23 protein-coding genes and 2 riboswitches are annotated in these 21,750 nt (G+C 33.6%); of the genes, 10 read left to right on the top strand and 13 right to left on the bottom strand.

Going from position 1 to position 21,750, the window contains the following annotated elements:
• Positions 1–22 precede the first annotated feature (22 nt).
• Entirely contained in the window at positions 23–2,245 is a 2,223-nt protein-coding gene (locus tag LN736_RS04825; RefSeq protein ID WP_150358157.1) for a glycosyltransferase, read from the top strand.
• An 18-nt stretch (positions 2,246–2,263) separates the two neighbouring features.
• Positions 2,264–2,407 (top strand): hypothetical protein, encoded by a 144-nt coding sequence (locus LN736_RS04820; protein WP_229981064.1) that lies wholly within the window; start codon positions 2,264–2,266, stop codon positions 2,405–2,407.
• A 32-nt stretch (positions 2,408–2,439) separates the two neighbouring features.
• Here the strand turns inward: LN736_RS04820 and LN736_RS04815 are convergent, their stop codons facing one another.
• The 6 genes from LN736_RS04815 to LN736_RS04790 all read right to left on the bottom strand — a co-directional run bounded on the left by LN736_RS04815 (position 2,440) and on the right by LN736_RS04790 (position 6,484).
• A complete protein-coding gene (locus LN736_RS04815) occupies positions 2,440–3,102 on the bottom strand; it encodes a GntR family transcriptional regulator (RefSeq protein ID WP_229981062.1) in 663 nt (220 codons plus the stop codon).
• Positions 3,103–3,180: 78 nt separating this feature from the next.
• On the bottom strand, positions 3,181–3,387 hold the full coding sequence (locus LN736_RS04810; RefSeq protein WP_150358160.1) for a helix-turn-helix domain-containing protein: 207 nt from the start codon (positions 3,385–3,387) through the stop codon (positions 3,181–3,183).
• A 14-nt stretch (positions 3,388–3,401) separates the two neighbouring features.
• Complete coding sequence (locus tag LN736_RS04805; RefSeq protein ID WP_179976961.1) at positions 3,402–3,875, bottom strand: DUF2975 domain-containing protein; 474 nt, start codon at positions 3,873–3,875, stop codon at positions 3,402–3,404.
• Positions 3,876–4,034: 159 nt separating this feature from the next.
• On the bottom strand, positions 4,035–5,192 hold the full coding sequence (locus LN736_RS04800; RefSeq protein ID WP_179976960.1) for a sensor histidine kinase: 1,158 nt from the start codon (positions 5,190–5,192) through the stop codon (positions 4,035–4,037).
• Positions 5,185–5,868, bottom strand: a complete 684-nt coding sequence (locus LN736_RS04795) for a response regulator transcription factor (RefSeq protein WP_150358163.1) — start codon at positions 5,866–5,868, stop codon at positions 5,185–5,187. Before LN736_RS04795 ends, LN736_RS04800 begins: the two co-directional genes overlap by 8 nt.
• Before the next feature lie 154 nt (positions 5,869–6,022).
• Positions 6,023–6,484, bottom strand: coding sequence for a DUF4342 domain-containing protein (locus LN736_RS04790; RefSeq protein WP_229981060.1), 462 nt, complete (start codon positions 6,482–6,484; stop codon positions 6,023–6,025).
• Positions 6,485–6,660: 176 nt separating this feature from the next.
• On the opposite strand from LN736_RS04790, the gene LN736_RS04785 reads away from it, so the two are divergent.
• The 3 genes from LN736_RS04785 (at position 6,661) to LN736_RS04775 (ending at position 7,636) form a co-directional block, all read left to right on the top strand.
• On the top strand, positions 6,661–7,059 hold the full coding sequence (locus LN736_RS04785) for a hypothetical protein (RefSeq protein WP_229981058.1): 399 nt from the start codon (positions 6,661–6,663) through the stop codon (positions 7,057–7,059).
• 1 nt (position 7,060) lies between these two features.
• Positions 7,061–7,258 (top strand): helix-turn-helix transcriptional regulator, encoded by a 198-nt coding sequence (locus tag LN736_RS04780; RefSeq protein ID WP_150358166.1) that lies wholly within the window; start codon positions 7,061–7,063, stop codon positions 7,256–7,258.
• Positions 7,259–7,372: 114 nt separating this feature from the next.
• A complete protein-coding gene (locus LN736_RS04775) occupies positions 7,373–7,636 on the top strand; it encodes a hypothetical protein (protein ID WP_229981057.1) in 264 nt (87 codons plus the stop codon).
• Positions 7,637–7,715: 79 nt separating this feature from the next.
• On the opposite strand, the gene LN736_RS04770 is transcribed toward LN736_RS04775, so the two are convergent.
• The 7 genes from LN736_RS04770 to LN736_RS04740 all read right to left on the bottom strand — a co-directional run bounded on the left by LN736_RS04770 (position 7,716) and on the right by LN736_RS04740 (position 16,174).
• Positions 7,716–9,050: a YeiH family protein gene (locus LN736_RS04770; protein ID WP_229981055.1), complete on the bottom strand. Its 1,335-nt coding sequence runs from the start codon at positions 9,048–9,050 to the stop codon at positions 7,716–7,718.
• A gap of 235 nt (positions 9,051–9,285) precedes the next feature.
• Entirely contained in the window at positions 9,286–10,557 is a 1,272-nt protein-coding gene (locus LN736_RS04765; RefSeq protein WP_179976956.1) for a nickel pincer cofactor-dependent isomerase, group 22, read from the bottom strand.
• 18 nt (positions 10,558–10,575) lie between these two features.
• Positions 10,576–11,586: an ABC transporter substrate-binding protein gene (locus LN736_RS04760; RefSeq protein WP_229981105.1), complete on the bottom strand. Its 1,011-nt coding sequence runs from the start codon at positions 11,584–11,586 to the stop codon at positions 10,576–10,578.
• A gap of 7 nt (positions 11,587–11,593) precedes the next feature.
• On the bottom strand, positions 11,594–12,793 hold the full coding sequence (locus LN736_RS04755) for a threonine synthase (RefSeq protein WP_179976954.1): 1,200 nt from the start codon (positions 12,791–12,793) through the stop codon (positions 11,594–11,596).
• A 170-nt stretch (positions 12,794–12,963) separates the two neighbouring features.
• Positions 12,964–13,755: an ABC transporter ATP-binding protein gene (locus LN736_RS04750; RefSeq protein WP_150358172.1), complete on the bottom strand. Its 792-nt coding sequence runs from the start codon at positions 13,753–13,755 to the stop codon at positions 12,964–12,966.
• A gap of 15 nt (positions 13,756–13,770) precedes the next feature.
• Positions 13,771–14,574: an ABC transporter permease gene (locus LN736_RS04745; protein ID WP_150358173.1), complete on the bottom strand. Its 804-nt coding sequence runs from the start codon at positions 14,572–14,574 to the stop codon at positions 13,771–13,773.
• Between the two features lie 355 nt (positions 14,575–14,929).
• Positions 14,930–15,036, bottom strand: a riboswitch (SAM riboswitch).
• A gap of 43 nt (positions 15,037–15,079) precedes the next feature.
• Positions 15,080–16,174, bottom strand: a complete 1,095-nt coding sequence (locus LN736_RS04740) for an ROK family transcriptional regulator (protein ID WP_229981053.1) — start codon at positions 16,172–16,174, stop codon at positions 15,080–15,082.
• Positions 16,175–16,400: 226 nt separating this feature from the next.
• Positions 16,401–16,507, top strand: a riboswitch (SAM riboswitch).
• 138 nt (positions 16,508–16,645) lie between these two features.
• Between LN736_RS04740 and thiS the strand changes: the two genes are divergently transcribed.
• The 5 genes from thiS to LN736_RS04715 all read left to right on the top strand — a co-directional run bounded on the left by thiS (position 16,646) and on the right by LN736_RS04715 (position 21,746).
• Entirely contained in the window at positions 16,646–16,861 is a 216-nt protein-coding gene (gene thiS, locus LN736_RS04735; protein ID WP_179976952.1) for a sulfur carrier protein ThiS, read from the top strand.
• The gene (locus LN736_RS04730; RefSeq protein ID WP_150357097.1) at positions 16,851–17,672 is read left to right on the top strand and encodes a HesA/MoeB/ThiF family protein; all 822 of its coding nucleotides are present in this window, start codon (positions 16,851–16,853) and stop codon (positions 17,670–17,672) included. The genes thiS and LN736_RS04730 overlap by 11 nt, the downstream gene beginning before the upstream one ends.
• A gap of 13 nt (positions 17,673–17,685) precedes the next feature.
• Positions 17,686–18,096 (top strand): M67 family metallopeptidase, encoded by a 411-nt coding sequence (locus LN736_RS04725; RefSeq protein ID WP_150357096.1) that lies wholly within the window; start codon positions 17,686–17,688, stop codon positions 18,094–18,096.
• Positions 18,097–18,113: 17 nt separating this feature from the next.
• Positions 18,114–20,447, top strand: coding sequence for a sulfurtransferase TusA family protein (locus LN736_RS04720; RefSeq protein ID WP_229981051.1), 2,334 nt, complete (start codon positions 18,114–18,116; stop codon positions 20,445–20,447).
• Positions 20,448–20,516: 69 nt separating this feature from the next.
• Positions 20,517–21,746, top strand: coding sequence for an O-acetylhomoserine aminocarboxypropyltransferase/cysteine synthase family protein (locus tag LN736_RS04715; RefSeq protein ID WP_229981049.1), 1,230 nt, complete (start codon positions 20,517–20,519; stop codon positions 21,744–21,746).
• Positions 21,747–21,750 lie beyond the last annotated feature (4 nt).

The raw sequence follows: 21,750 nt of genomic DNA, 5'->3' as shown, positions 1-21,750 counted from the left end.
AATAGAGCCGGTGGTGAAAATAATGAAAAAAGTACCCAATCTAAAAAGATACATTTATATAGATATACTTTTTTTATTTATATTAATTTTAATAAAAGCATACATATATTTTTTTGAAGCTGATTTTCAACATATGAATATAAGAAATATTGACGCAATCAAGACAAAAACAGAAAATAAGCAGAGTATTTCCTTTGAAGTATTGGGCAATGTCAATAATTCCATAACTATATTTGAAAACAGGATAATTAAGAAAATCAATAGTGATTTTCCTGATTTTGTTATTTTAAATGGGAATTCAGTGATTGATGGAGCAGAAGATAAATACAGGATGTTGTACAAAAGCTTAAAAAAAATAAACAGCTCAGTTATTGTTGGAATTGGAGAAAAGGAAATTAAGGATAACGGATTAAGTAGGTATTACAAACATTTCGGAGACACAAATTTTTCATTTAAATTGAGTAATTCTTATTTTATTTTTTTAGATACCACAAATGAGTCAGAAGAATCCTGGCAGAAGCAGTGGATAATCAGCGAATTAGAAAACTCACAATACAGTAAATATAAATTTATTTTTATGAACAGGCCTCCTTATAAATTACAGGATAAATCAATACTGGCATCAAATGATAAATTCATCCTGAGCGAAGAATTTAGAACTTTTTTAACTCAGGCTTTTTCCAAATATAATGTTACTGCAGTATTCGCTTCAAATATAGAGGGGCTTGATGAGCGAAAAATAAATGGGGTTTCCTATTTTACAAGCGGCGGTGCAGGGGGGATAATTACAGATGAAAATAATTTCTATCACTATATAAAAGTAAATGTTTCCCCAAAAGGTGTGTCATATAACGTCATAAAGCAAGAAAACATATCAAATTTGGGAGTGCATAATATAGCAGAATCAATATGGTTATACATTCATTCTCTATTCTACATCAACTTTATAAATATTCTTATTTTTTTAAGTATAGTAATATTGATATCGATGATAATTTATACAAAAGTATTTGTAGGCAAAGATTATTATAAAAAATACGACGAAATAACACAAACTCAGGATATAAATAAAGCGCTGAAAATAGCCATGTTTACCAATAATTTTTTACCATTTATAGGAGGTGTACCCATCTCCATAGATAGATTATCTAAAGGATTGAGATATCTTGGACACGATGTATACGTCTTTGCCCCTGAATATCCTGATTATACGGATAGCGAAAATTATGTTATCAGGAATAAACTTTTAATTCCCTATAAAACATTAGGATTTCAATTTCCTGTAATCAATATTTTTTCATCTGATATTGAAAAGATATTCAATGAACATGATTTTGACATTGTTCATGTCCATCATCCATTTTGGATGGGGAAAAAAGGGTTGAAATTAGCCAGGAAGAATAATATACCTGTTATTTTAACCTATCACACAAGGTTAGAGCAGTATGCTCATTATATACCAGTTTTTAGTATTTTATTTAAAAATGTTATATCCCATCATATGATTAAGAATTTTTCTCAAAAATGTGATGTTATAATTGCACCTACTATGAGCGCAAAGGAGTATTTGAGAAATATTGGTGTAAGCAGGCACATCGAAATTCTATCCACTGGTGTAGATTTTGAAAATTACCCTGAACCTGAAAACAGTAGTGTCAAAAATATAGAAAAAGTTTATAGAGGTGAAAGAAAAATCCTATTATGTTCGGTTTCTCGTCTGGCAAAAGAAAAGAATTTATATTTTCTTCTAGATGGAATTGAATATATTAAAAAGAATTTGGATATTTCATTTAAATGTATAATAATTGGAGATGGACCTGAAAAAGAAAATATTATTGAGGCAATAAATGATAGACATTTAAGAGATGTTGTTGAGTTGATAGGCTCAAAGAAACAGAATGAAATTTACAGCTTTTATACAGCTTCAGATATTTTTATATTTGCTTCTCAATCAGAGACGCAGGGAATGGTTATATTGGAAGCTATGGCAGGAAGGTGTCCTGTAGTATCTGTACGCTCTAGTGGAATAGAGGACATAATCCAAAACGGATTCAACGGGTTTAAAACAAGAGCTGATGTAAAAGAATGGGCAAATAAAATAATATATCTTATGAAAGATGATGAACTAAGGCACAAGATAAGTGAAAATTCTTTTGATTTTGCAAAACAGAATTCTGTAAAAGGAATGTCAAAAAAAGCTTCAGATATCTATCATAAGGCCATTATTAATAAAAGAAAGTTGTAAGCTGCAGCAGCATGAATTATGCTCATGGTAATAGATAAATATAGAAAGTTGATTTTATTATTTGCCTTATATAGTCTTTACGGTGCATCAACGGACGGCATACAAAAGGCATTAGTTTCAGATCTTGTAGATGTGTTTTATAAAAAACGGACTGCAATTTAAGCAGTCCACAATTTCATTTATATTCAAAGATGTTACCTATTTTGTTCGTTTCTTTTATTTAAATAGGATACAAGTGTACTGGATGCATTTTTCAGGTGCTGATTTATAGAGTCTACTGCTTTCTCTACGTCTTTCTGCCTGCATGCATTGAGTATTTTATAGTGCTCCTCCTGAGATTTTTTTTCAAAATTCATAAGATCCAGATATATACGAATATAGCGGGCTACATTAGTATGAAGATTCTTTATAATAGATAGAAGTCTTGGACGATTGGCTGGTAAATATAAAGATGAATGAAAATCCCAGTTAAGTTCAAGCCATTTGTTGGCATCAGGGGCATTGTCAATTTCTATCAATATATTTTCAGCCCGTTTTAAATCCTCTTCTTTCAAATTCATAATGGAAAGCTTTATAGCTCCTGTTTCCAAAAAAGATCTTATTTCATATATCTCCTGAACTTCACTGGCATTTAATTCAGAAATAACAGCACCCTTATTAGGATACTGCTTCACAAGTCCCTCCGCTTCAAGCTGTTTCAAGGCTTCACGCACAGGAATCCTGCTCATTCCAAACTCCCTTGCAATATCAGCCTGTATAAGCTGTTCACCTGCCTTTAACTGTCCCTTCAAAATAGATGTACGCAATATATCCGCTGCTATGGCTGCAGTAGTTTTTCTGTGTTTTAGCTGTTCCAACAATTTTTCATCAATAATCATATTTAAATTGTATATTTTATATTATTTAAAGTCAAGGGAAGTTTTTTTGACTTTAAGTCATTCATCTCTATACTCCAATAAATCTCCAGGCTGGCATTGAAGCTCCCTGCATATTGCCCCAAGTGTGGAAAATCTCACCGCCTTGGCCTTGTTGTTCTTCAATATAGACAAATTGGCATTGGTGATTCCAACCTTTTTCGCAAGTTCGGAAAGAGATATTTTTCTCTTCGCCATCATCACATCCAGATTTACCACAATAGCCACCTTCAACACCACCTTTATATAGTAAGATCATTTTCACTTTTTATTTCAACAGCCTTAGCCAAAACCTGAGAAATCACCAAAAATACACATCCAAGTACTATAAATACAACTACATCTATTTTCATAGAACCGTCTTTATTAAACGCAAATAATATATGAAATTCACCATTCAACATATCATTTACCATATAAAAAATGCCCAACAGGAACGTATAAATAGATACTCTTTTAAAACTCACTGCATTGTCCTGTGTGAAAACCTTTCTTTCTTCAATTCTCCCGGTTATACCCTTGAGCTCATAAATTACAAGCAATATTACAATAGAATTTATTTCTGCAATGGCAATATGTCTTACTACATGATTAGTATAATCAAAATTAAAAAACAATGCCGGAATGAAAATCAACACTATTATTGCCATTACGAAAAGAATATTAAGAAATACATATAAAAAAGTTACAATGGAACTACGGTCTTTATCAAACATATATATACCCCCAAAACAGAAAATTTACTTTTAATTGGATTATACAATATTTTTAATTGAAAATCAACAATTTTTTATTGTTTATCGATATTTTTATAACTTAATACAGCTCAAGGGCTGCAATTCGATTTACAATTGAGGATGCAGTCTTTTTACTCTTTAAACATGAAAAAGGGGAAATGTTATTTTCATTATGGTGCCAATCTGAAGCTCACTCCACACATCTATTTTCCCATAATGCTTGTCAATTATCCACTTTGCTATAGAAAGTCCAAGGCCTGTTCCACCACTGGATTTTGTTCTTGATTTATCCACCCTGTAAAATCTTTCAAATATATGAGGAATATCCTCTTTTGAAATTCCCACTCCGGTATCGGCTATAACTATAACAGCTGAATTTTCCTTTACATAGGAATCAACAGTTATAGTTCCGCCTTTCTGAGTATATTTAATACTGTTATCCACAAATATTCTCAATGCTTCCTTGATAAGCTCCCTGTCTCCATATATGCTGATTTTATCATTGTATTTACTTTCTAGGTTGTGTTCCTTATCTATAAGTTTTGTCTCTCTTATGATCTCGTCTATAATTTCATCAAGTTTGATTTTAGCTTTATTCACTTTCTGAGTGTTTTTGTCCCCCCTTGCCAGAAACAAAAGTTGTTCCACAAGCCCCTTCATATTTTCCGCTTCACTTCTAATGGATTCAATTGACTCCTCAAGAACTTTTTTGTCATCTTTTCCCCACCTTGCCAGAAGATTGGCATATCCTTGAATTACGGCAATAGGAGTCCTGAGTTCGTGCGAGGCATCTGATACAAATCTGTTCTGCTGTTCTACAGAATTCTGTATTCTTTCCAGCATTTCATTGAAGGTTTTTGCCAGATCTTTCAATTCATTTTTTGATCCCTTTACATCAATGCGCGTATCCAGATCCTCTATGGATATTTTATTTACAGTATCGGTCATCTCCTTAACAGGCAAAAGAAATTTTTTACTTGCCTTTAATCCAAGAAATATTATAATAATAAAGCCAATTACACCTGTAAGTAGCATAACTGCAGTTAAAAATTGAATATATTGATTTTTTCCTATATTTTCAACATAGTATTGGAGCGCAAACAAACTGCTTGTAATCATAAACACAAGAACTCCAAAAAATATGCAGCCATAAATTACAGTAATTTTAAAACTTATGGAAAATCTAAGTCTTTCCAGTATACTTTCCATAAGTTTGCAGATTATGTCGTACAAAAAAGCTAAAATATACCTGATTATACGATATGTAATTCTAAAAATTGATTTCGACCTATTCATATTTCAATTGATACCCCACTCCACGAATAGTATAGATGAGCTTTATATGGAACCTGTCATCAATTTTGCTTCTTAAATAACGAATATACACATCTACTACATTTGTATCACCCATATAGTCATATTGCCAAACATTTTCCAAAATATTCTCTCTGGAAAGAGCTATATTTTTATTTATCATAAGATATCCAAGAAGATCGAATTCCTTTTTGGTAAGTTCTATTAAATTATCATCATAAGCTACAATATGCTTATTTCTGTCCATCTTCAATTTCCCTATAATTATCACATTATCGTTGACTTTCACATTAGTCTTATATTTGAATATAACTCTTATACGTGCCAGAAGTTCTTCTATTGCAAAAGGCTTTGTTACATAATCTTCAGCCCCCACATCCAGTGCCATAACTTTATCTATGACCTCATCTTTAGCTGTAAGCATGATTACCGGAACATGAGATACCTTCCTAAGCCTCCTCAAAACCTCCATGCCATTTATAGAAGGAAGCATAACATCCAGTATTATAAGGTCAAATTTTTCGTTCAAGGCTTTTCCCAGCCCTTTTCTTCCATCTTCACAACAGTCTACCTCATATCCCTCATGCTGGAGTTCCAATTGAACGAACCTTGCAATTTTCGACTCATCTTCTATAATTAGAATTTTTTTACCGGCCATATTATCCTCCCTCTCTTTAAATTCATCATATTAACTTTATTATACCTTTTTTATCTCATCTTAACAGCCAAATATCCATCAAATGATCCTTAGGTTCAGTCAGATAAAAATTTAGAGGCTGTTGCACAACTAAGTTTGTACAGCAGCCCCTTTCCTAGGCATTCTTGAAATCTTCTACTATTTTATCTTTAGCATTGTTTACAGTGGAAGTTACTTTTCCTATTTTGTGGTTAATACTGCACTCCTCTCCACTGTCTTTGTGAAACCTTATCCTACAATTCGCGATTAATGCAATGACTACAGCAGCTATAACAGCTGGAAATGCAATTACGGTAAACACCACTGCCAATGTCAGCGGCAAGTTCAATATGGTCTTTTCATTTCTTGATATAACAATTCTTATTTTGTTTCCCTTTGAAATAATACTCTTAATTTTTTTTATAAAAGAAGAATCTTTAAAAACATCCTTTTCGGGCTTTATCTTATTTTCATCTTCCAGATACGAAAGTGCCTCCACTATATCCCCATTGCATCTCTCCAGCGCTTCTTTTGCCTCCTTATAACCCACATCTGCTCTCTTCCTCAATAGATCAATTTGTTCAATTGTAATAGACATATTATTCTCATTCTCCTCCAAATTTATTTGTTACTTCTATATTAAAGGGAAAACATTAGACAAAAATTAGCGAAAGATTAACATAAGATTAGAAATAGCTGCAGCAAAAATCAATTGATTTATAAATACAAATGTGATATATTTATATCATAATGAAGAAATGGATGTGATTTGTAATGAATGAAAACAATAAAATATTTACCGCAATATTTTTTATTGTTTGTACCATTATACCTATGTTCTTTGCAACTATGAACTGGTACAACACTTACAGCCATAAACCTAACTCAGGAGAAATCAACCCTGCAATATTATTAATTATAGGTTTAATTTCCCTTTTAATAATATTCATTGCTGTTTTTAAATTATTCCCTAAAATTAAAGATGAATTATTCAAATTAAATGTATTAAAGGCTTCTATGGTAGGTTTTATAAGTTGTATTATTGGTATCATCATAATGATATCAGTATTGTCGTTAAATATTATACCTAATTTTCTAGTAGTTTTATTAATTTTTTATTTTTCAATTATAGCAATTTTTATTTTCTCATTTTTTTATTTTGAGAGGAACTAAGATGAAATTAATAACAACAATTAAACAGTACAGAAAATTAAATAATATTACTCAAGAACAATTGGCAAAAATGGTCAATGTTAGAAGAGAAACTATACAAAGATTAGAAAAAGGCCGTTATAATCCATCCTTAAAGCTTGCATATGATATTTCAAAAGCCCTTAATACTCCAATAGAAAAATTATTTATATTTAAATAGAATTAGAACATTTAAGAGAGGAAGTGTTTAATAGTGGATGAAGATCAAATCACATGTATACAAAACGTCCGTATAATCTTTAAATTTTTTCAACCCTTCCCGGAAGCTTCTAAATTGGAAGACATTGAAACAGTTGTTGAATCACTGAGGAATCTAGGTCATTTGCTTGAACAACGTTTTTCGAGAATCGCCTCTATGGTGGAAATTTTAAAATCAGCTCACAATGACTGGAAAATAACTTCTAAGAAAGACAGAATAATCATGGAAACCGAAACCTTTGACTTCAACTATGCAGTTAAAATGTTAACAGAGAATGGATTCAAAGATGAGGAATACATTCTGAAAGTAGAATACGAGAGAAAATGGGGAATGCTTTAGCTTAATAGTTTTTCTCATGCAAAAAAAGAGGACATCCTGAATAAGGATATCCCCTCTCTCCTCAAATTCGAATTTCAACCTATAAGCTTGACCAATAGGATCCCAGAATTACTACAGAAACTAAATATCCAAGTATTACATTTATAACTGCACCGGTTGAAAATGCGGCAAAAGGCTTCCAGCCGACAGCTGTAAGCTGTTTAAATCGGGTGGTAAGTCCAATGGACAGAAAACAGAAAGTAAATGCCCAGGTTCTGATCTCCTTAATTGGAGCAATTACATTGGAATTGACAGTTACTGCTGCAGCAGGAGAAACACTTGAAAGCAAAATGGTGAGAAATATTGAGCCCACAAAAAATCCAATTACAAATTTGGGAAATCTATGCCAGATATCAGAAGCGTTGGCTTTTACTCCAGTTTCTTTATCCTCCCATTTTGTAATGGAGATTATAGCCAAAATAAAGCACCAGATTCCAATAAACATATCACGACCTACAACCTTCATAAGAGTAAACGTAGTTATGGCCTTATCTCCAAAAGAACTGGCTGCTGTAACTCCTGCGGCATCTGCAAATTCAGACGTTCCAATCCATGCTCCTGCCGCTCCTGCAGATATGCCTGTGACTTTTATAAATATGGAGAGTGCAAAAATCATCACCACTGCCCAAGCCACTACCAGAGAGATGGCCACAGACACATGTTCTTTTTTTGTCTGTATAGCACTTCCTACAGCTATGGATGCTGAAACTCCGCAGATAGAACCACCCGCTCCTAAAGTGGCAGCAAACCTCTTATCCAATCCCAGCCATTTCGTACCTACAAAATAAATTATCAAAAATGTAGATACAGCAATTACAGTTGCCTGTAAGAATGCAACAGGACCAGCTTTTACAATCAGTGTGAAGGGAAGCGTAGCACCTAAAAGCACAATACCCACTTTTACATATAATTCTGTCCTGAGCGCTGTTTCAAACCATTTTGGAATAGAAAACAAATTGCTGATTATAAGTCCTATGAACAGTGCAACAAGAGGCGCTTCCAAATTATACTTTTGCGCCCACCCCCAGGAACTAAAAGAATTGATTATAACACTTAAAATAAATAGAAGTAAAAATCCTATAAAAAAGTCCTTAAATCTGTAGTGTAAAAATAAATTTGCAATAGAAAATAAAATTAAAAATACAACGAACAGAAGTACAATGGACCAGATGTTATTTCCCAGTGCAGAAAAAAGAACACCTATATCTGTCCATTTTGGAATTTTGGCGGTAATAAATTTTATTGAACTTCCTAAAGACCAGAGAATAACTGCTGCCACCACCAGAATCAATCCTATCCATACTGCCCACCAATCTTCCTTTTTTACAAGATCGCTCCAGCCATTTTCCTTTGAGTTAAATTTCTTTTCAGACATATGAACACTCCTTTCATAATTCAAATATCAAAAGTTCAGAGCTAAAATATTAAATACTGTTCAATTAATATTGCTGCAACTGCTGCTCATAATTACAACACCTCACATTCCACTATATTTTTTAAAGTTATAAAAAGATCAGATTTTATTGGTATATCAATAAAACCTGATCTCTAGTTTTTCTAGTCAATCAAGTAAAAGTAAAAAATTTCTGTTAGCTTATAATAATTTTATCTTATAAAAACTCAGGCTCCCCTTTATAAAATTTCAAATCCCTTGGTTCAGTCAAAATATCTAAACTTGAATTAAGCTGCACTTCCTTCAAAAGAGGTTCGCTTACTAAGATATTCTCCAACTTCATCGTATTTTTGATCCAAACAATTTTTGTATCTTCATTTTTTATACCATTACAAATTTTTACTGCCATTTTTATTGCATCTTCTGAATTTGATGCTACCATAGGCACTTTAGCTGGCTCAACATAGGTACTTGTAAAACAATTAGTATACATTGTCTTAAAATCTATTTTATCAAATAACTTTCTGGTAATAACATCGGATACTCCTACACCATTGGCATTCCCATGAGATTCTTCAGTTAAGTCAAGTATTACACATTTTTTGAATTTCGGGCCTCCATTGGCATACTTTGTGAAATATAACCCAGTCACATTAGGATCCTGCCCATTACCGCTTATATTTTTTCCTATTTCACTTATCACAAGCACATCAAACTTAGGTATGAGTATCCTACCCATAAGTCTTCTACTTTCTTCAAGCAGCATTTCCTCTTTTTTTAAATTGATTATTTCATCTTTAGTCACAAATTCTATTTTACAAGTTTCATCATAGGCATTTTCAACTAAAGCCAGTGCAAATAGTAGATTAGTTTTTTCAGCCACCATGCACCCAATGCCTGGTATTAATTCAGAGAATCTTCCGAAGCCTTTGCTGTGTATCGAATCTGCTCCCATCTGTTTTCCAAGTCCTATCGATAGCATTTTACAAATACCGCTTTCAACTTTTCCCCTGAATCCCGTATGTGGCTTTATTCTTGGTATTATAACTATCCCATCAGCAGAAATGGCACTTTTCGAAATATATACAGGTAGCCCTGGTTCATACTCTCCTATAACTTGCACATCCATTGATGCATTTATAGAAACACCCATTGATTTTTCCGTAATACCATAAGAAGCCAATATTTCCTTTTGTCCACTTTCCGTTGATCCTCCATGGCTTCCCATTGCTGGTACTATGAATGGTACAGCTCCTTCTTCTTTCAATGAATCTACGACAGTTCTTGTTATTATATTTATATTGGCTATTCCCCTGCTGCCTACTCCTACAGCAATTCTTTTATTCCTTAAATTAATTATATATGGTTTAATACGTCCTCTTATTTTATATGATATATTTTCGATTTTATCTTTTTTAAATTTTTGTCTTATCTTGAAAAATTTCGGCAGCCTTATTTCTGAAAAACTATTTAAATCAAGTGACTCCATATGAATACCTTCTTATGATCATTTTATTCCTGCAGCATTCAAATAGGTTTTATCTACAAGTTCATCAACCTTTACATCTTTTCTTATAGTTTTATTTTGCCTTAAAGTTTTAATTGTAGATGAAAGTGAATTCGTAACCTCATCTGTCAACCTTATGTCAAAATCTTCTCTAGAAAGACCTTTTTGAACAACGACTTTATTTAATTTAAGCTCTTTAGCCATAATATTTGTTGCTTCATCGGGATTTGCTTTAACCCAATCTTCAGTCTTTTTATATACCTTCAGTAATCTCTTTACTATATCAGGGTTCTTTTTTGCAAAATCATTGTCTACTATAATAAAATTAATATCATATTTTAGATTTGTTCCATCACCTATCAATTTTGCTGTTTTTTCGTATTCAATAGAGGACGCATAGGGATCCCAAACAACTGCAGCATCAATATCCTTGGATGTAAAAGCTGTCTTTATATCGGGCGGCTGCAAATTGACAAGTTTTATGTCACTTTCCTTAAGTCCAGCAGATGCCAGATATCTTACGAGAAGGATGTGTGCAGATGACCCAACTGTAACTGCAACTTTTTTTCCCTTAAGATCTTTAGCAGATTTTATGTTTGAACCAGTAGCTGCCAATATTGAATTCAATTTATACCCTGCTGCGTAAACTCCTACTGCTTTAATGTCAATATTATTTGCCCTAGCCTGAATTGAAGGTTGATCACCAACTTCTCCTACATCAAGCTTTCCTCCCGCAAATGCTTCAATCATAGGAGGCCCTGAAACAAAACTTTGAAATTTTATTTTGATATTATCCTTTTTAAATTCTTCATCAAACCATCCTTTATTTTTAGCAATAATCAAAAGTGAATGATTTATTCCCGGCTGAAATCCTATATTTATCTCTTTAGGTTTTGAATCACTTTGTTTTTTACTGCTTGAAGTGTTATTTGTCTGTCCGCAGCCTGAAAATGCGAATATACTTATAAGTAGTATTGCAACTATGGAAAATATTTTTTTCACAACAACCATCTCCTTTTTAAATATCATTGTCAATTTCAATTACAGGAAGTTTTTCACTAACCAAATTAGGATATTTCAATCCACTCCCAGTATTTAAAAGCACAATTTTTTCATTGGATTTTAAGAAATTACTTTTTCTAAGCTTTTCAACTGCTGCAACAAGTGCCGCTCCTTCTGGGCATATAAATAGCCCCTCAGTTCTAGCAATCAAATTTATAGAATCTAAAATTTCTGAGTCTTTTACCTGAACTGCCGTACCTCCGCTCTTTTTTATGGCATCTAATACTATAAAATCTCCCAGTGCTTTGGGAACACGTATACCACCTGCAATAGTATTTGCTCCACTGCAGAATTCAGAAACATCCTTTTTCTTATTAAAAGCTTTAACTATAGGATTACAACCTTCTGCCTGAACAGAAATAAGTTTTGGTATTTTATCTTTTATCCATCCCAGTTGCCTTAACTCATTGAATGCCTTCCATATACCAATTATTCCAACACCTCCTCCTGTAGGATAAAGTATGGCATCAGGAAATTCCCAGTCAAAATATTCTGCTATTTCAATTCCCATAGTTTTTTTACCCTCGATTCTATAGGGTTCTTTTAAAGTCGCAGCATCAAACCAGCCATGCTTTTTTACACCTCTCGATATTATTTTACCTGCATCAGATATCAAACCTTTTACAAGATAAGTCTTTGCTCCATATATATATGCTTCTTTCTTAGCAAGCTCAGGAGCATCTTGCGGCATAGCAACTACAAGCTTAATGCCAGCTTTAGCCGAGTATGCCGACCACGCTCCCCCCGCATTTCCCGCAGTAGGCATAGCTATTGTTTTTATGCCCAATTCTTTCGCCTTCGACACACCAACTGCAGCACCTCTTGCTTTAAACGTTCCTGTCGGATTAAGCCCCTCATCTTTTATATACAGATTTTCAAATCCTATTCTTCTTCCCAAGGTTCTAGCCTCAGTTATAGGGGTATCACCTTCTCCAAGGGTTACTATATTATTCTCATCATCTATTGGAAGTAGTTCTTTAAATCTAAATAGCCCCTTCTTTCTTGTCTTAAAAATATTTTTGTCCACATTTTTTTTAATCTCATCAAAATCATACCTAACCAGCAGTGGTCCGCCACATTCACACAGATTATGAGGTTCATCCTTTGAGTACTTTTTACCACATTTTGAACATTCCAAATAACTATAATAGCTCATTTATTAAGTCTCCTTTATTTAAATATTTTCATTAATTTTAGTTATAAAAAAATCTCAGTGATTAAATTGAGATTTTTCAATCCAATTAAAAGTATAATCTTACCATTATTATGAATATTCCAAATAAATATATTAGCTAATTTACTTCTCTCTCCCATTATATTTTAAATCTACATACTACATGAAAATGGATTATCAACTTTCGTAAAAAACTCATCATATATTTCACTTTTAATCTGCGTAAAATCATAATTACCTCTATCCCTAGGTCTCGTCAAATTTACATGTATTATTTTTTTAATTTTTCCAGGCCTCTTTGATAATACTACAACCCTATCTCCAAGATAAATTGCTTCATCTATATCATGGGTTACAAGTATCATGGTTGTATTTTCCTTTTCCCATATTTTTAGAATCTCCTGTTGCATATTAATACGTGTCATAGCATCAAGCGCTCCAAATGGTTCGTCAAGCAATAGCAGTTTTGGTTTATTTATAAGTGCCCTTGCAATACTTATTCTTTGTTTCATCCCTCCTGAAAGCTGATTTGGATATGATCTTGCAAAGCCAGTCAGTTCGACTAATTCAAGTTGTTTATAAACTAATTCTCTTTTTTCTTCACTCGACATTTTCTCACTTATCCCAAATTCTACATTTTTTTCTACTGTAAGCCATGGAAAAAGTCTTGCTTCCTGAAATACCATTCCCCTATCTATTCCTGGTCCATTAACAGGTTTACCATAAGAAAAAATAGCTCCGCTATAATCTTTATCCAATCCGACTATTATTCTCAGCAACGTGCTTTTTCCACATCCACTTGCTCCTACAATACTTAAAAATTCTCCTTTTTTGACTGACAGGTTTATATCTTCTAACACATTAAGGTTTCCGCCATCTAATTTGAAATTTTTATTTAAATTTTTTATCTCAATAGCATTACAATTTTCTTGTTTATTCAAAATATTTATACTCCCTTCCTAATTTCCATTATTAACATCCCATTTTACAATTACATACTGTAATTTTTTTATGAAATAATCTATCAAAAATCCAATTACCCCTATTGAGAAAACTCCAACCAGCATTACATCAGGCTGTGATAACTCCCTTGCATAAGATATTGCATAGCCTATTCCAGAAGTAGCAGCTATTATTTCTGCTGTAATAACACTCATCCATGCACTTCCGATTCCGATGCGAAGTCCTGTAAAAATTGACGGAAGTGCAGAAGGAAAAACTATCTTTATTAGTTTTTCAAATTCATTTTTTTCCAATATTTCGGAAATCTCTAAATATTTTTTATCAGTACTTTTTATACCATAAATTGTATTTATTAATATTGGCCAAAAGCTGCCAATTACTATTACAGTTATTTTAGATGCCTCATCAATACCCATCCACAAAATAAGAACTGGTACCCATGCAACAATAGGAATTGGTCTTAAAAATTGTATCAGTAAATCTATGGCTCTCTCTGCTATTCTAAATAACCCAATAAATATTCCAAAAATTATTCCTAAGGCTGCACCTATACAATATCCTTTTATAACTCTAACTACACTTACATATAAATTTCTAAGAAGTTCTCCACTTTTAATCATGTCAATCAAAGTTAAGAATATTTTGGATGGAGAAGGAAGAACTGACTGTTTAATCAACCCCTTACTACTTAACACCTGCCATAATATCAATAACATTACTGGGACTATCAATGCAATAATTACATTCCCTAAAATTTTTAATTCTTTATAAGAGTTAATTTTTATATTTGCTGCCTTCATCTTTATTTTCTCCTTATAATTCAACTCATATTATTTTAAATATGTAAACATTGAAATTGTCATAATTTAGAATCACTACAGAATTCAATTCATTTATTTACACCCTTTTTACTATTTTGGTAAAAAGTATTTGAAATTTCTCTATTCTATATTTTAAATCTTCATATCACATCCTAACCTCCATTTATTTTATCAAGTAGATACACTAATACACAATAAAAGGCCAAGTATAACTTACTAAGTAGAGATTATATAATCCATCTCTATAATAAGTTCAACTTGACCTCTAGTTTTTCTAGTCAGTCCAATAAAAAAACTTCCTGTGGAGAAACCACAGGAAGTCATATCCTCTTGTCTCTCATCTTTCAGGGTATACCTGCTGGAATTAGCACCATTGAATACAAAATCTATTCAGGTTGCCGGATATCATAGGGCCAGTCCCTCCATCACTCTTGATAAGAAGTTATTCATTATTCATTTTTAATTTACGTATATGATATAACTTTTAAAATACTTTGTCAACAACAATTTTTTTATATTTTGAATTTTTATTATCAATACACCTTTCAAGAAAAAGAGCCGCTGCACCTACTGAAACCGAGTCTTCTTTAAAATATCCGTATCTTTTTACGGATACTCTTTCAGGAATATATTTTATACAGGTTTCATAAAACGTATCAAAATCAATCAGAAATCCGCTTAATACAATACATTCAATGTTCAATAAATTTGTATAGGATTCAATGCTTTTTCCCAGTTTTGATGCGGCATCTAAAATAAATTTTTCAGATGTTCCACAATTTTTCATACTCCTTGAATACACTTCATTAAAATCAATATAACCATAAATGTTTTCAATCATATGTTCAAAGGCATACTCATTATCTCCGGATGATCTCATAATCCTCCCCTGTATGACTGCCGCCTGCTTCAGTCTAGCACCACAATCAAAATAAGCCATATTTTCAAAATTCCTTCCTGCTCCATAAAAATACTCCGCAGTAACAGCTGAGTCTGCACAATTACCGCTGGTTACACTGCACCCCAACTTTTCTTCAAGTATTCTACTTATGCGCTCATTATCCCAAAACCCCGTTTCAACTGCAAGCCCAATTCCCACAAGCTGGAGAAGTTTTAGATTTAATTCCTCATAGGCACTCTTTATAATATAGAGAATTTCTTCTATGACTTCATCACAAGAATTGCAATAATCGATATAAAAGCCCTTTTTATAAAAAATTTCCATTCTCAAGTTCACTATAGATACCTGCACATGAGTGCTGCATATACTTATGCCCATAATATAAAACCTGCACACATTTACATCATACAGCACAGGTTTCCTTCCGCCTGTAGATTCGCCCATACATTTTTGAACCAAAATGGATTTTTTTTCAAGTGGGTTCATAACTCGATTCAGCGTAGTCAATTTCATACCTGTTTTAAATAAGATTTCATTCTTGGTCATAACACCATTTTTTTGTATTAAATTGAATATTTCTTTTTCTTCTGAAGCTAGATCTCTAAATAATCTGTAATTGTCTATCATAACATCATACCTTTTATCATTATTGTATACTTTAGTCAATGTACAATTCACATTTTACAATGCACAATTATGAAGATTTTCGGATAAATCGAAAATCTACCAAAATTGAATTCTTAATTCTTATTGAGAAAAGTATTCTTTGCAATCAAACTCTTTCTGCATCTAAGAACCTAATAAAAATATAGTACGAAAGGGAGGTAGGTGTCAATACGACAAAAATAAATTTATTGACAAATTTATTTTAAATGTGTTAGTATTTAATAAATTAAACATTGAATTCTTATCAAGAGAGGCAGAGGGACTGGCCCTATGATGCCCGGCAACCCGATTATTTTCAAAGGTGCCAATTCCAGCGGGTTATATAATTTGCCTGAAAGATGAGAAAATTAATTATAAAAATGACTTTCTTGTAAATTATAACAGGAAAGTTTTTTATTTTGTCACAGTTTAAATTAAGTGTAAATTCTTTTTTCCAAAATGGTTAGAAGATAAAAATGTTAAATGAACAACGAGGAGGGTATCATGAAAGTAACAATTAATGGTAAAATTAAAGATATAAAGGAGGGAGTCACTGTAACAAAAATTTTAAAAATAGAAAATGTAGAAATGCCAGACATGGTTTCTGTTCAGTTAAATGACGAATTCATAGATAGAGCCAATTTTAACAGCACCGTTCTAAAAGAAAATGACAAAATTGATTTTCTATACTTCATGGGGGGTGGAAATAGTGGATTTTAGTGAGGATCAGATAGAAAGGTATTCAAGACACATTATCCTGTCCGAAGTAGGTGTGGAAGGTCAGGAAAAACTTTTAAACTCCAAAATCCTCATTATAGGTACGGGCGGTCTGGGAGCACCTGCTGCCATGTATCTGGCTGCTGCAGGGATAGGAACTATAGGCCTTGTAGATGGAGACATAGTGGATCTTTCAAACCTTCAAAGACAGATAATCCATCGCACAAAGGACGTGGGAAAGGCTAAAGTTCAGTCCGGAAAAGAAACCATAAATGAATTGAATCCAGACGTAAATGTAATAACTTATAGGGAACTTGTAGACTCCAGCAATATCTTGGATATCATAAAGGACCAGGACTATGATTTTATAATAGACGGTACAGATAATTTTCCCGCCAAATTTTTAATAAACGATGCCTGTGTAATTTCCAAAAAACCATTTTCACATGGAGGAATAATAAGATTTCAAGGGCAGCTCACAACTTATATACCTGACAACGGTACTCCCTGCTACAGATGTATTTTTCAATCACCACCTCCTGCAGGTGTTGTACCAACCTGCAAGGAAGCAGGTGTTCTAGGTGTAATGGGAGGAATTATAGGATCACTTCAGGCAACAGAAGCCCTCAAGTATATACTTAAAATCGGCAGTACCCTTGCAGGATATCTTTTGACTTACAACGCAATGACAATGGAATTCAGAAAAATAAAGGTATCCAAGAACAAGAACTGCGGCATATGCGGTGAGCACCCTACAATAAAAAAGCTGATAGACTATGAACAGACAGCCTGTGATCTCAAAACAGCAAATTAAGCAGGTGATATTTATGATATATATAGACAAATTGCAATATGAAAAAATTTTAAAACAGGCCAGGGATGAATTTCCCGATGAATGCTGTGGTTATCTTGGAGGACTGGATTCTGGAAAAGATATTTTTATTAAAAAAATATACTCCTTGACCAATACAGATCACAGCAGCGAACATTTTTCCATGGATCCTGCCGAACAATTCAAAGCTGTAAAGCTCATGAGAAGTGAAAAATTTAATATGATTGGCAATTATCATTCTCATCCTTATTCACCTTCCAGGCCATCTGAAGAGGATAAAAGGCTTGCTTTTGATGACAAAATATTGTACGGAATTTTATCTCTTGAAAAAAAGAAACCAGTATTTAATTTGTTTAAAATCGACAAAGACAAAAATGTTGAAAAGCTTGAGTATGAAATAGTTTAAAAAAGGAGTGAGATATTATGATAAATATAAGTGAAGATCATTATAAATCCATAGAAGACATAAAAGAAAAATCACAGCAGTATTTAAACAATGCAATAGATCCTGTGAGATTTAAAGCTTTTAGGGTTTCCATGGGTGTATACGAGCAGAGAAAAAAGGAAACCTACATGGTGAGAACTAGAATACCCGGAGGAGTCATAACTTTAGAACAATTCAAACGTATAAGTGAACTTGCAGAAAAATATGCAAAAGGCAAATTGAAATTCACCTCCAGACAGGACATTCAATTTCAAAGTGTTGATTTGAAAGATGCCTATCCAATAATAAATTCTTTGATAGAAGTAGGCATAATAACAAAGGGCACTGGTGGAAATACCGTTCGAAATGTGGAGTGTTCCCCTCTTTCAGGTGTTTCAACAGACGACGTCTTTGACGTAACCCCCTATGTAAAAGCAGCCACCAATTACCTCATAAAAGATCCAACCACCATGAACATGCCCAGAAAATACAAGATAGCCTTCTCCAATAGTCCACAAGATACAGGCAATGCAACCATATCCGATCTGGGATTCATTGCAAAAATAGTAGATGGCAGGAGGGGCTTTGAGGTATATGGGGCCGGAGGATTTGGCGGAAGTCCGAGAGTTGCTTTAAAGCTTAAGGATTTCATACCAGCAGATGAAATACTATACTATATACAGGGCCTTAAAAATGTATTTGAAGTCGAAGGAGACAGAACCAATAAAAATAAGGCCAGAATAAGGTTCATACTCATGAGACTGGGTGAAAAAAAATTTGTTGAAGAATTAAGTTCAGAGATAAACAAACTAAAGGAAAAAGGCGGTCTCAACATACAGGTGGATGAAAATGAATTTATACTACACCCTGATGCCAAGATTGTCCGGGACGTAAATGTGGATGAAAAGCCTAAAAATGTACTGTTTCCGCAAAAACAGGAAGGCTACTATTCCGTCTATGTTCATCCTCAAAGCGGAAATTTAAAAGTTGAAAGCTTAAATAAAGTACTTGCTTTCATAGAAAATTTGAATTATAAAACATCCATCAGGGTTACAAACACCCAGGGATTTTTTATAAGAGATTTAAAGAAAAAAGATGCTGAAGCTCTTATAGAAATAACAGGCAGCTTTACTTCCATATACAACATAGATAACTCTGTAACCTGCGTGGGTGCTTCCACTTGCCAGCTTGGATTATGTCTTTCACAAAATCTGTTAAAAGCCATAAAGAAAGAATTTGAAGGTACATCACCTGAAATAAAAGCTGCCCTTCCAAGACTGTTTATATCAGGATGCCCAAATTCCTGTGCTCAGCACGAAAAAGGAGCCCTTGGCCTTCACGGCAGAGCCAGACGAACAAAAAACGGCCTGGTTCCAATGTACTCCATATCCTTTGGAGGAAAAATAGGATCAAATGTAGCCAGAATGGGAGATACCTATGGAGATGTACCTGCAAAGAAAGTTCCCCTGTTCATCCATGAACTTGCAGAACTAAAAATTAATTCCGGATATGAAGATTTTTATGATTTTCTGGATAACAGGTCATCGGATATAAAAACTCTTATGAGCAAGTACACCGATGTGGATAAATTTGTAGAAGATCCCGATATTTACTTTGATTTTGGAGCCTGCGAGAGATTTTCATTAAAGGGCAGAGGGCCTGGAGAATGCAGTTCCGGTGTAATGGATGTTATAAAACTGGATTTGTCAAATGCCAAATCCTCACTTGAGAAGTACAAAGACACAAAACAAAATTCCGATCTGTATTCCTCTGCACTGTCCTCGGCAAGAACCCTTCTGGTACTCAGAGGAGTGGATTCAAACAAAGACAGAGAGATATTTGAGGAATTCAACAAGAATTTTGTAGAGACAGGTTATGTAAAACCCTCAATTAAAAAGCTTTTTGGAGATCTCATAGACTACAAAATAGACGGTACAAATGATATATCCAGCAAAGCTTCAGAAGTAGAATACCTGTACAACAAAGTGGATGCAATGTATAGATCCTTAAACGGAAAATTGGAAATAACCCTTCCAAAAGAAGAGAATACGCAGTCAAAATCCTATAATGAAGACAATGGTGAAGTGAACGACCATGATAAAATTGGAGACCTTAAAATTGTGGATTTAAGAGGAGTAAAATGCCCTATAAATTTTGTAAAGGTGAAAATAGAACTTTCTAAAGTAAAATCCGGACAAAAGCTGGGATTTTATTTGGATGACGGCGATCCTATAAACAATGTTCCCCAAAGTGTAAAAAACGAGGGACACAAGGTAATCTTTAAAGATACAAACTATGACGGTTACAATCTATTGGTGATACAAAAAAAATAACATGAAGTCAATGGAGGGTGGTATGCTTGTCACACACCATCCTTCAAATAAATTACTGGGAGTGAAACAATGAAATTCAATACAAAACTCATACATGGAAATTTTAATATAGATTATACTGGAGCTACCAATACCCCCATCTACCTTTCAAATGCATATGCTCATAAAAGTGCAGAAAATCTAGAGGATATATTCACTGGAAAATCCATGGGCTATGCCTACACCAGGATATCCAACCCTACCGTCATATCTTTTGAAAGAAGAATGGCCAGCATAGAAGACGGACTGAGTGCAACATCTGCAGCATCGGGCATGAGCGCCATCTACCTTGCAATTATGAACGTATTGGAACCCGGAAACGAGATAATTGCTTCCTGTGGTCTCTATGGCGGCAGCTATACCTTGATAAGAAATTTAAAATCCTTTGGAATAAAGATAAAATTTTTAGAAGAATTAAACAAAGAATCCCTGGAACTGGCCATAAATGAAAATACCAGATTGGTTTTTGCAGAGACTATAGGGAATCCCAAGCTGAATGTTCTTGACATAGACCCTGTTTCAAAGATCTGCAGGCTGCACAATATTATTCTGATGATTGATTCAACCATGACAACTCCATATCTCATAAAACCTCTGCAGCATGGAGCAGATGTGGTAATACACTCCACATCCAAATACATAAACGGAACCTCCAACTCCATAGGTGGAATTATAATAGATGGTGGAAGCAGCAAATATTCTGACTCAAAATATAACAATTTTGAGCCTTATATAAAGAAATTCGGCAATATGTCCTTTACAGCCAAACTCAAAGATACAATAGGAAGAGATATAGGTCCTGCCATGTCACCCTTTAACGCATTTTTAAATCTTACAGGGGTGGAGACACTGGCTCTCAGAATGAAAGAACACTGTAAAAGTGCACTTACAGTGGCCAAGTATCTGGACTCTAACAAAAAAGTTTCAGAAGTAAACTATCCCGGCCTGGAAAGCTCCAAATACCATGACCTGATTAGAAAATATTATAAAAACGGAGCTGGTGGTATTTTAACTTTCAGACTGGGAACCAAAAAGAAGGCTTTTAATTTCTTAAACAGCCTGAAACTCATATTAAACCTTACAAATATAGGCGACACCAAATCCATAATAATTCATCCTTCTTCCACTATATGTTCCAATAATACAGAAGAAGAAAAAATACAAATGGGGATATATGATGATCTGCTAAGATTATCCGTGGGAATAGAGGATGTGGAAGACATAATAGAAGATATGGAGCAGGCTCTAGAAAATGTCTGAAAAG

The sequence above is a fragment of the Clostridium aromativorans genome, assembly GCF_020908015.1.
Lineage (GTDB): Bacteria > Bacillota > Clostridia > Clostridiales > Clostridiaceae > Clostridium_B > Clostridium_B aromativorans.
The sequence above is the reverse complement of the archived record's forward strand: the minus strand, read 5'-3'. Positions and strand labels throughout refer to the sequence as shown.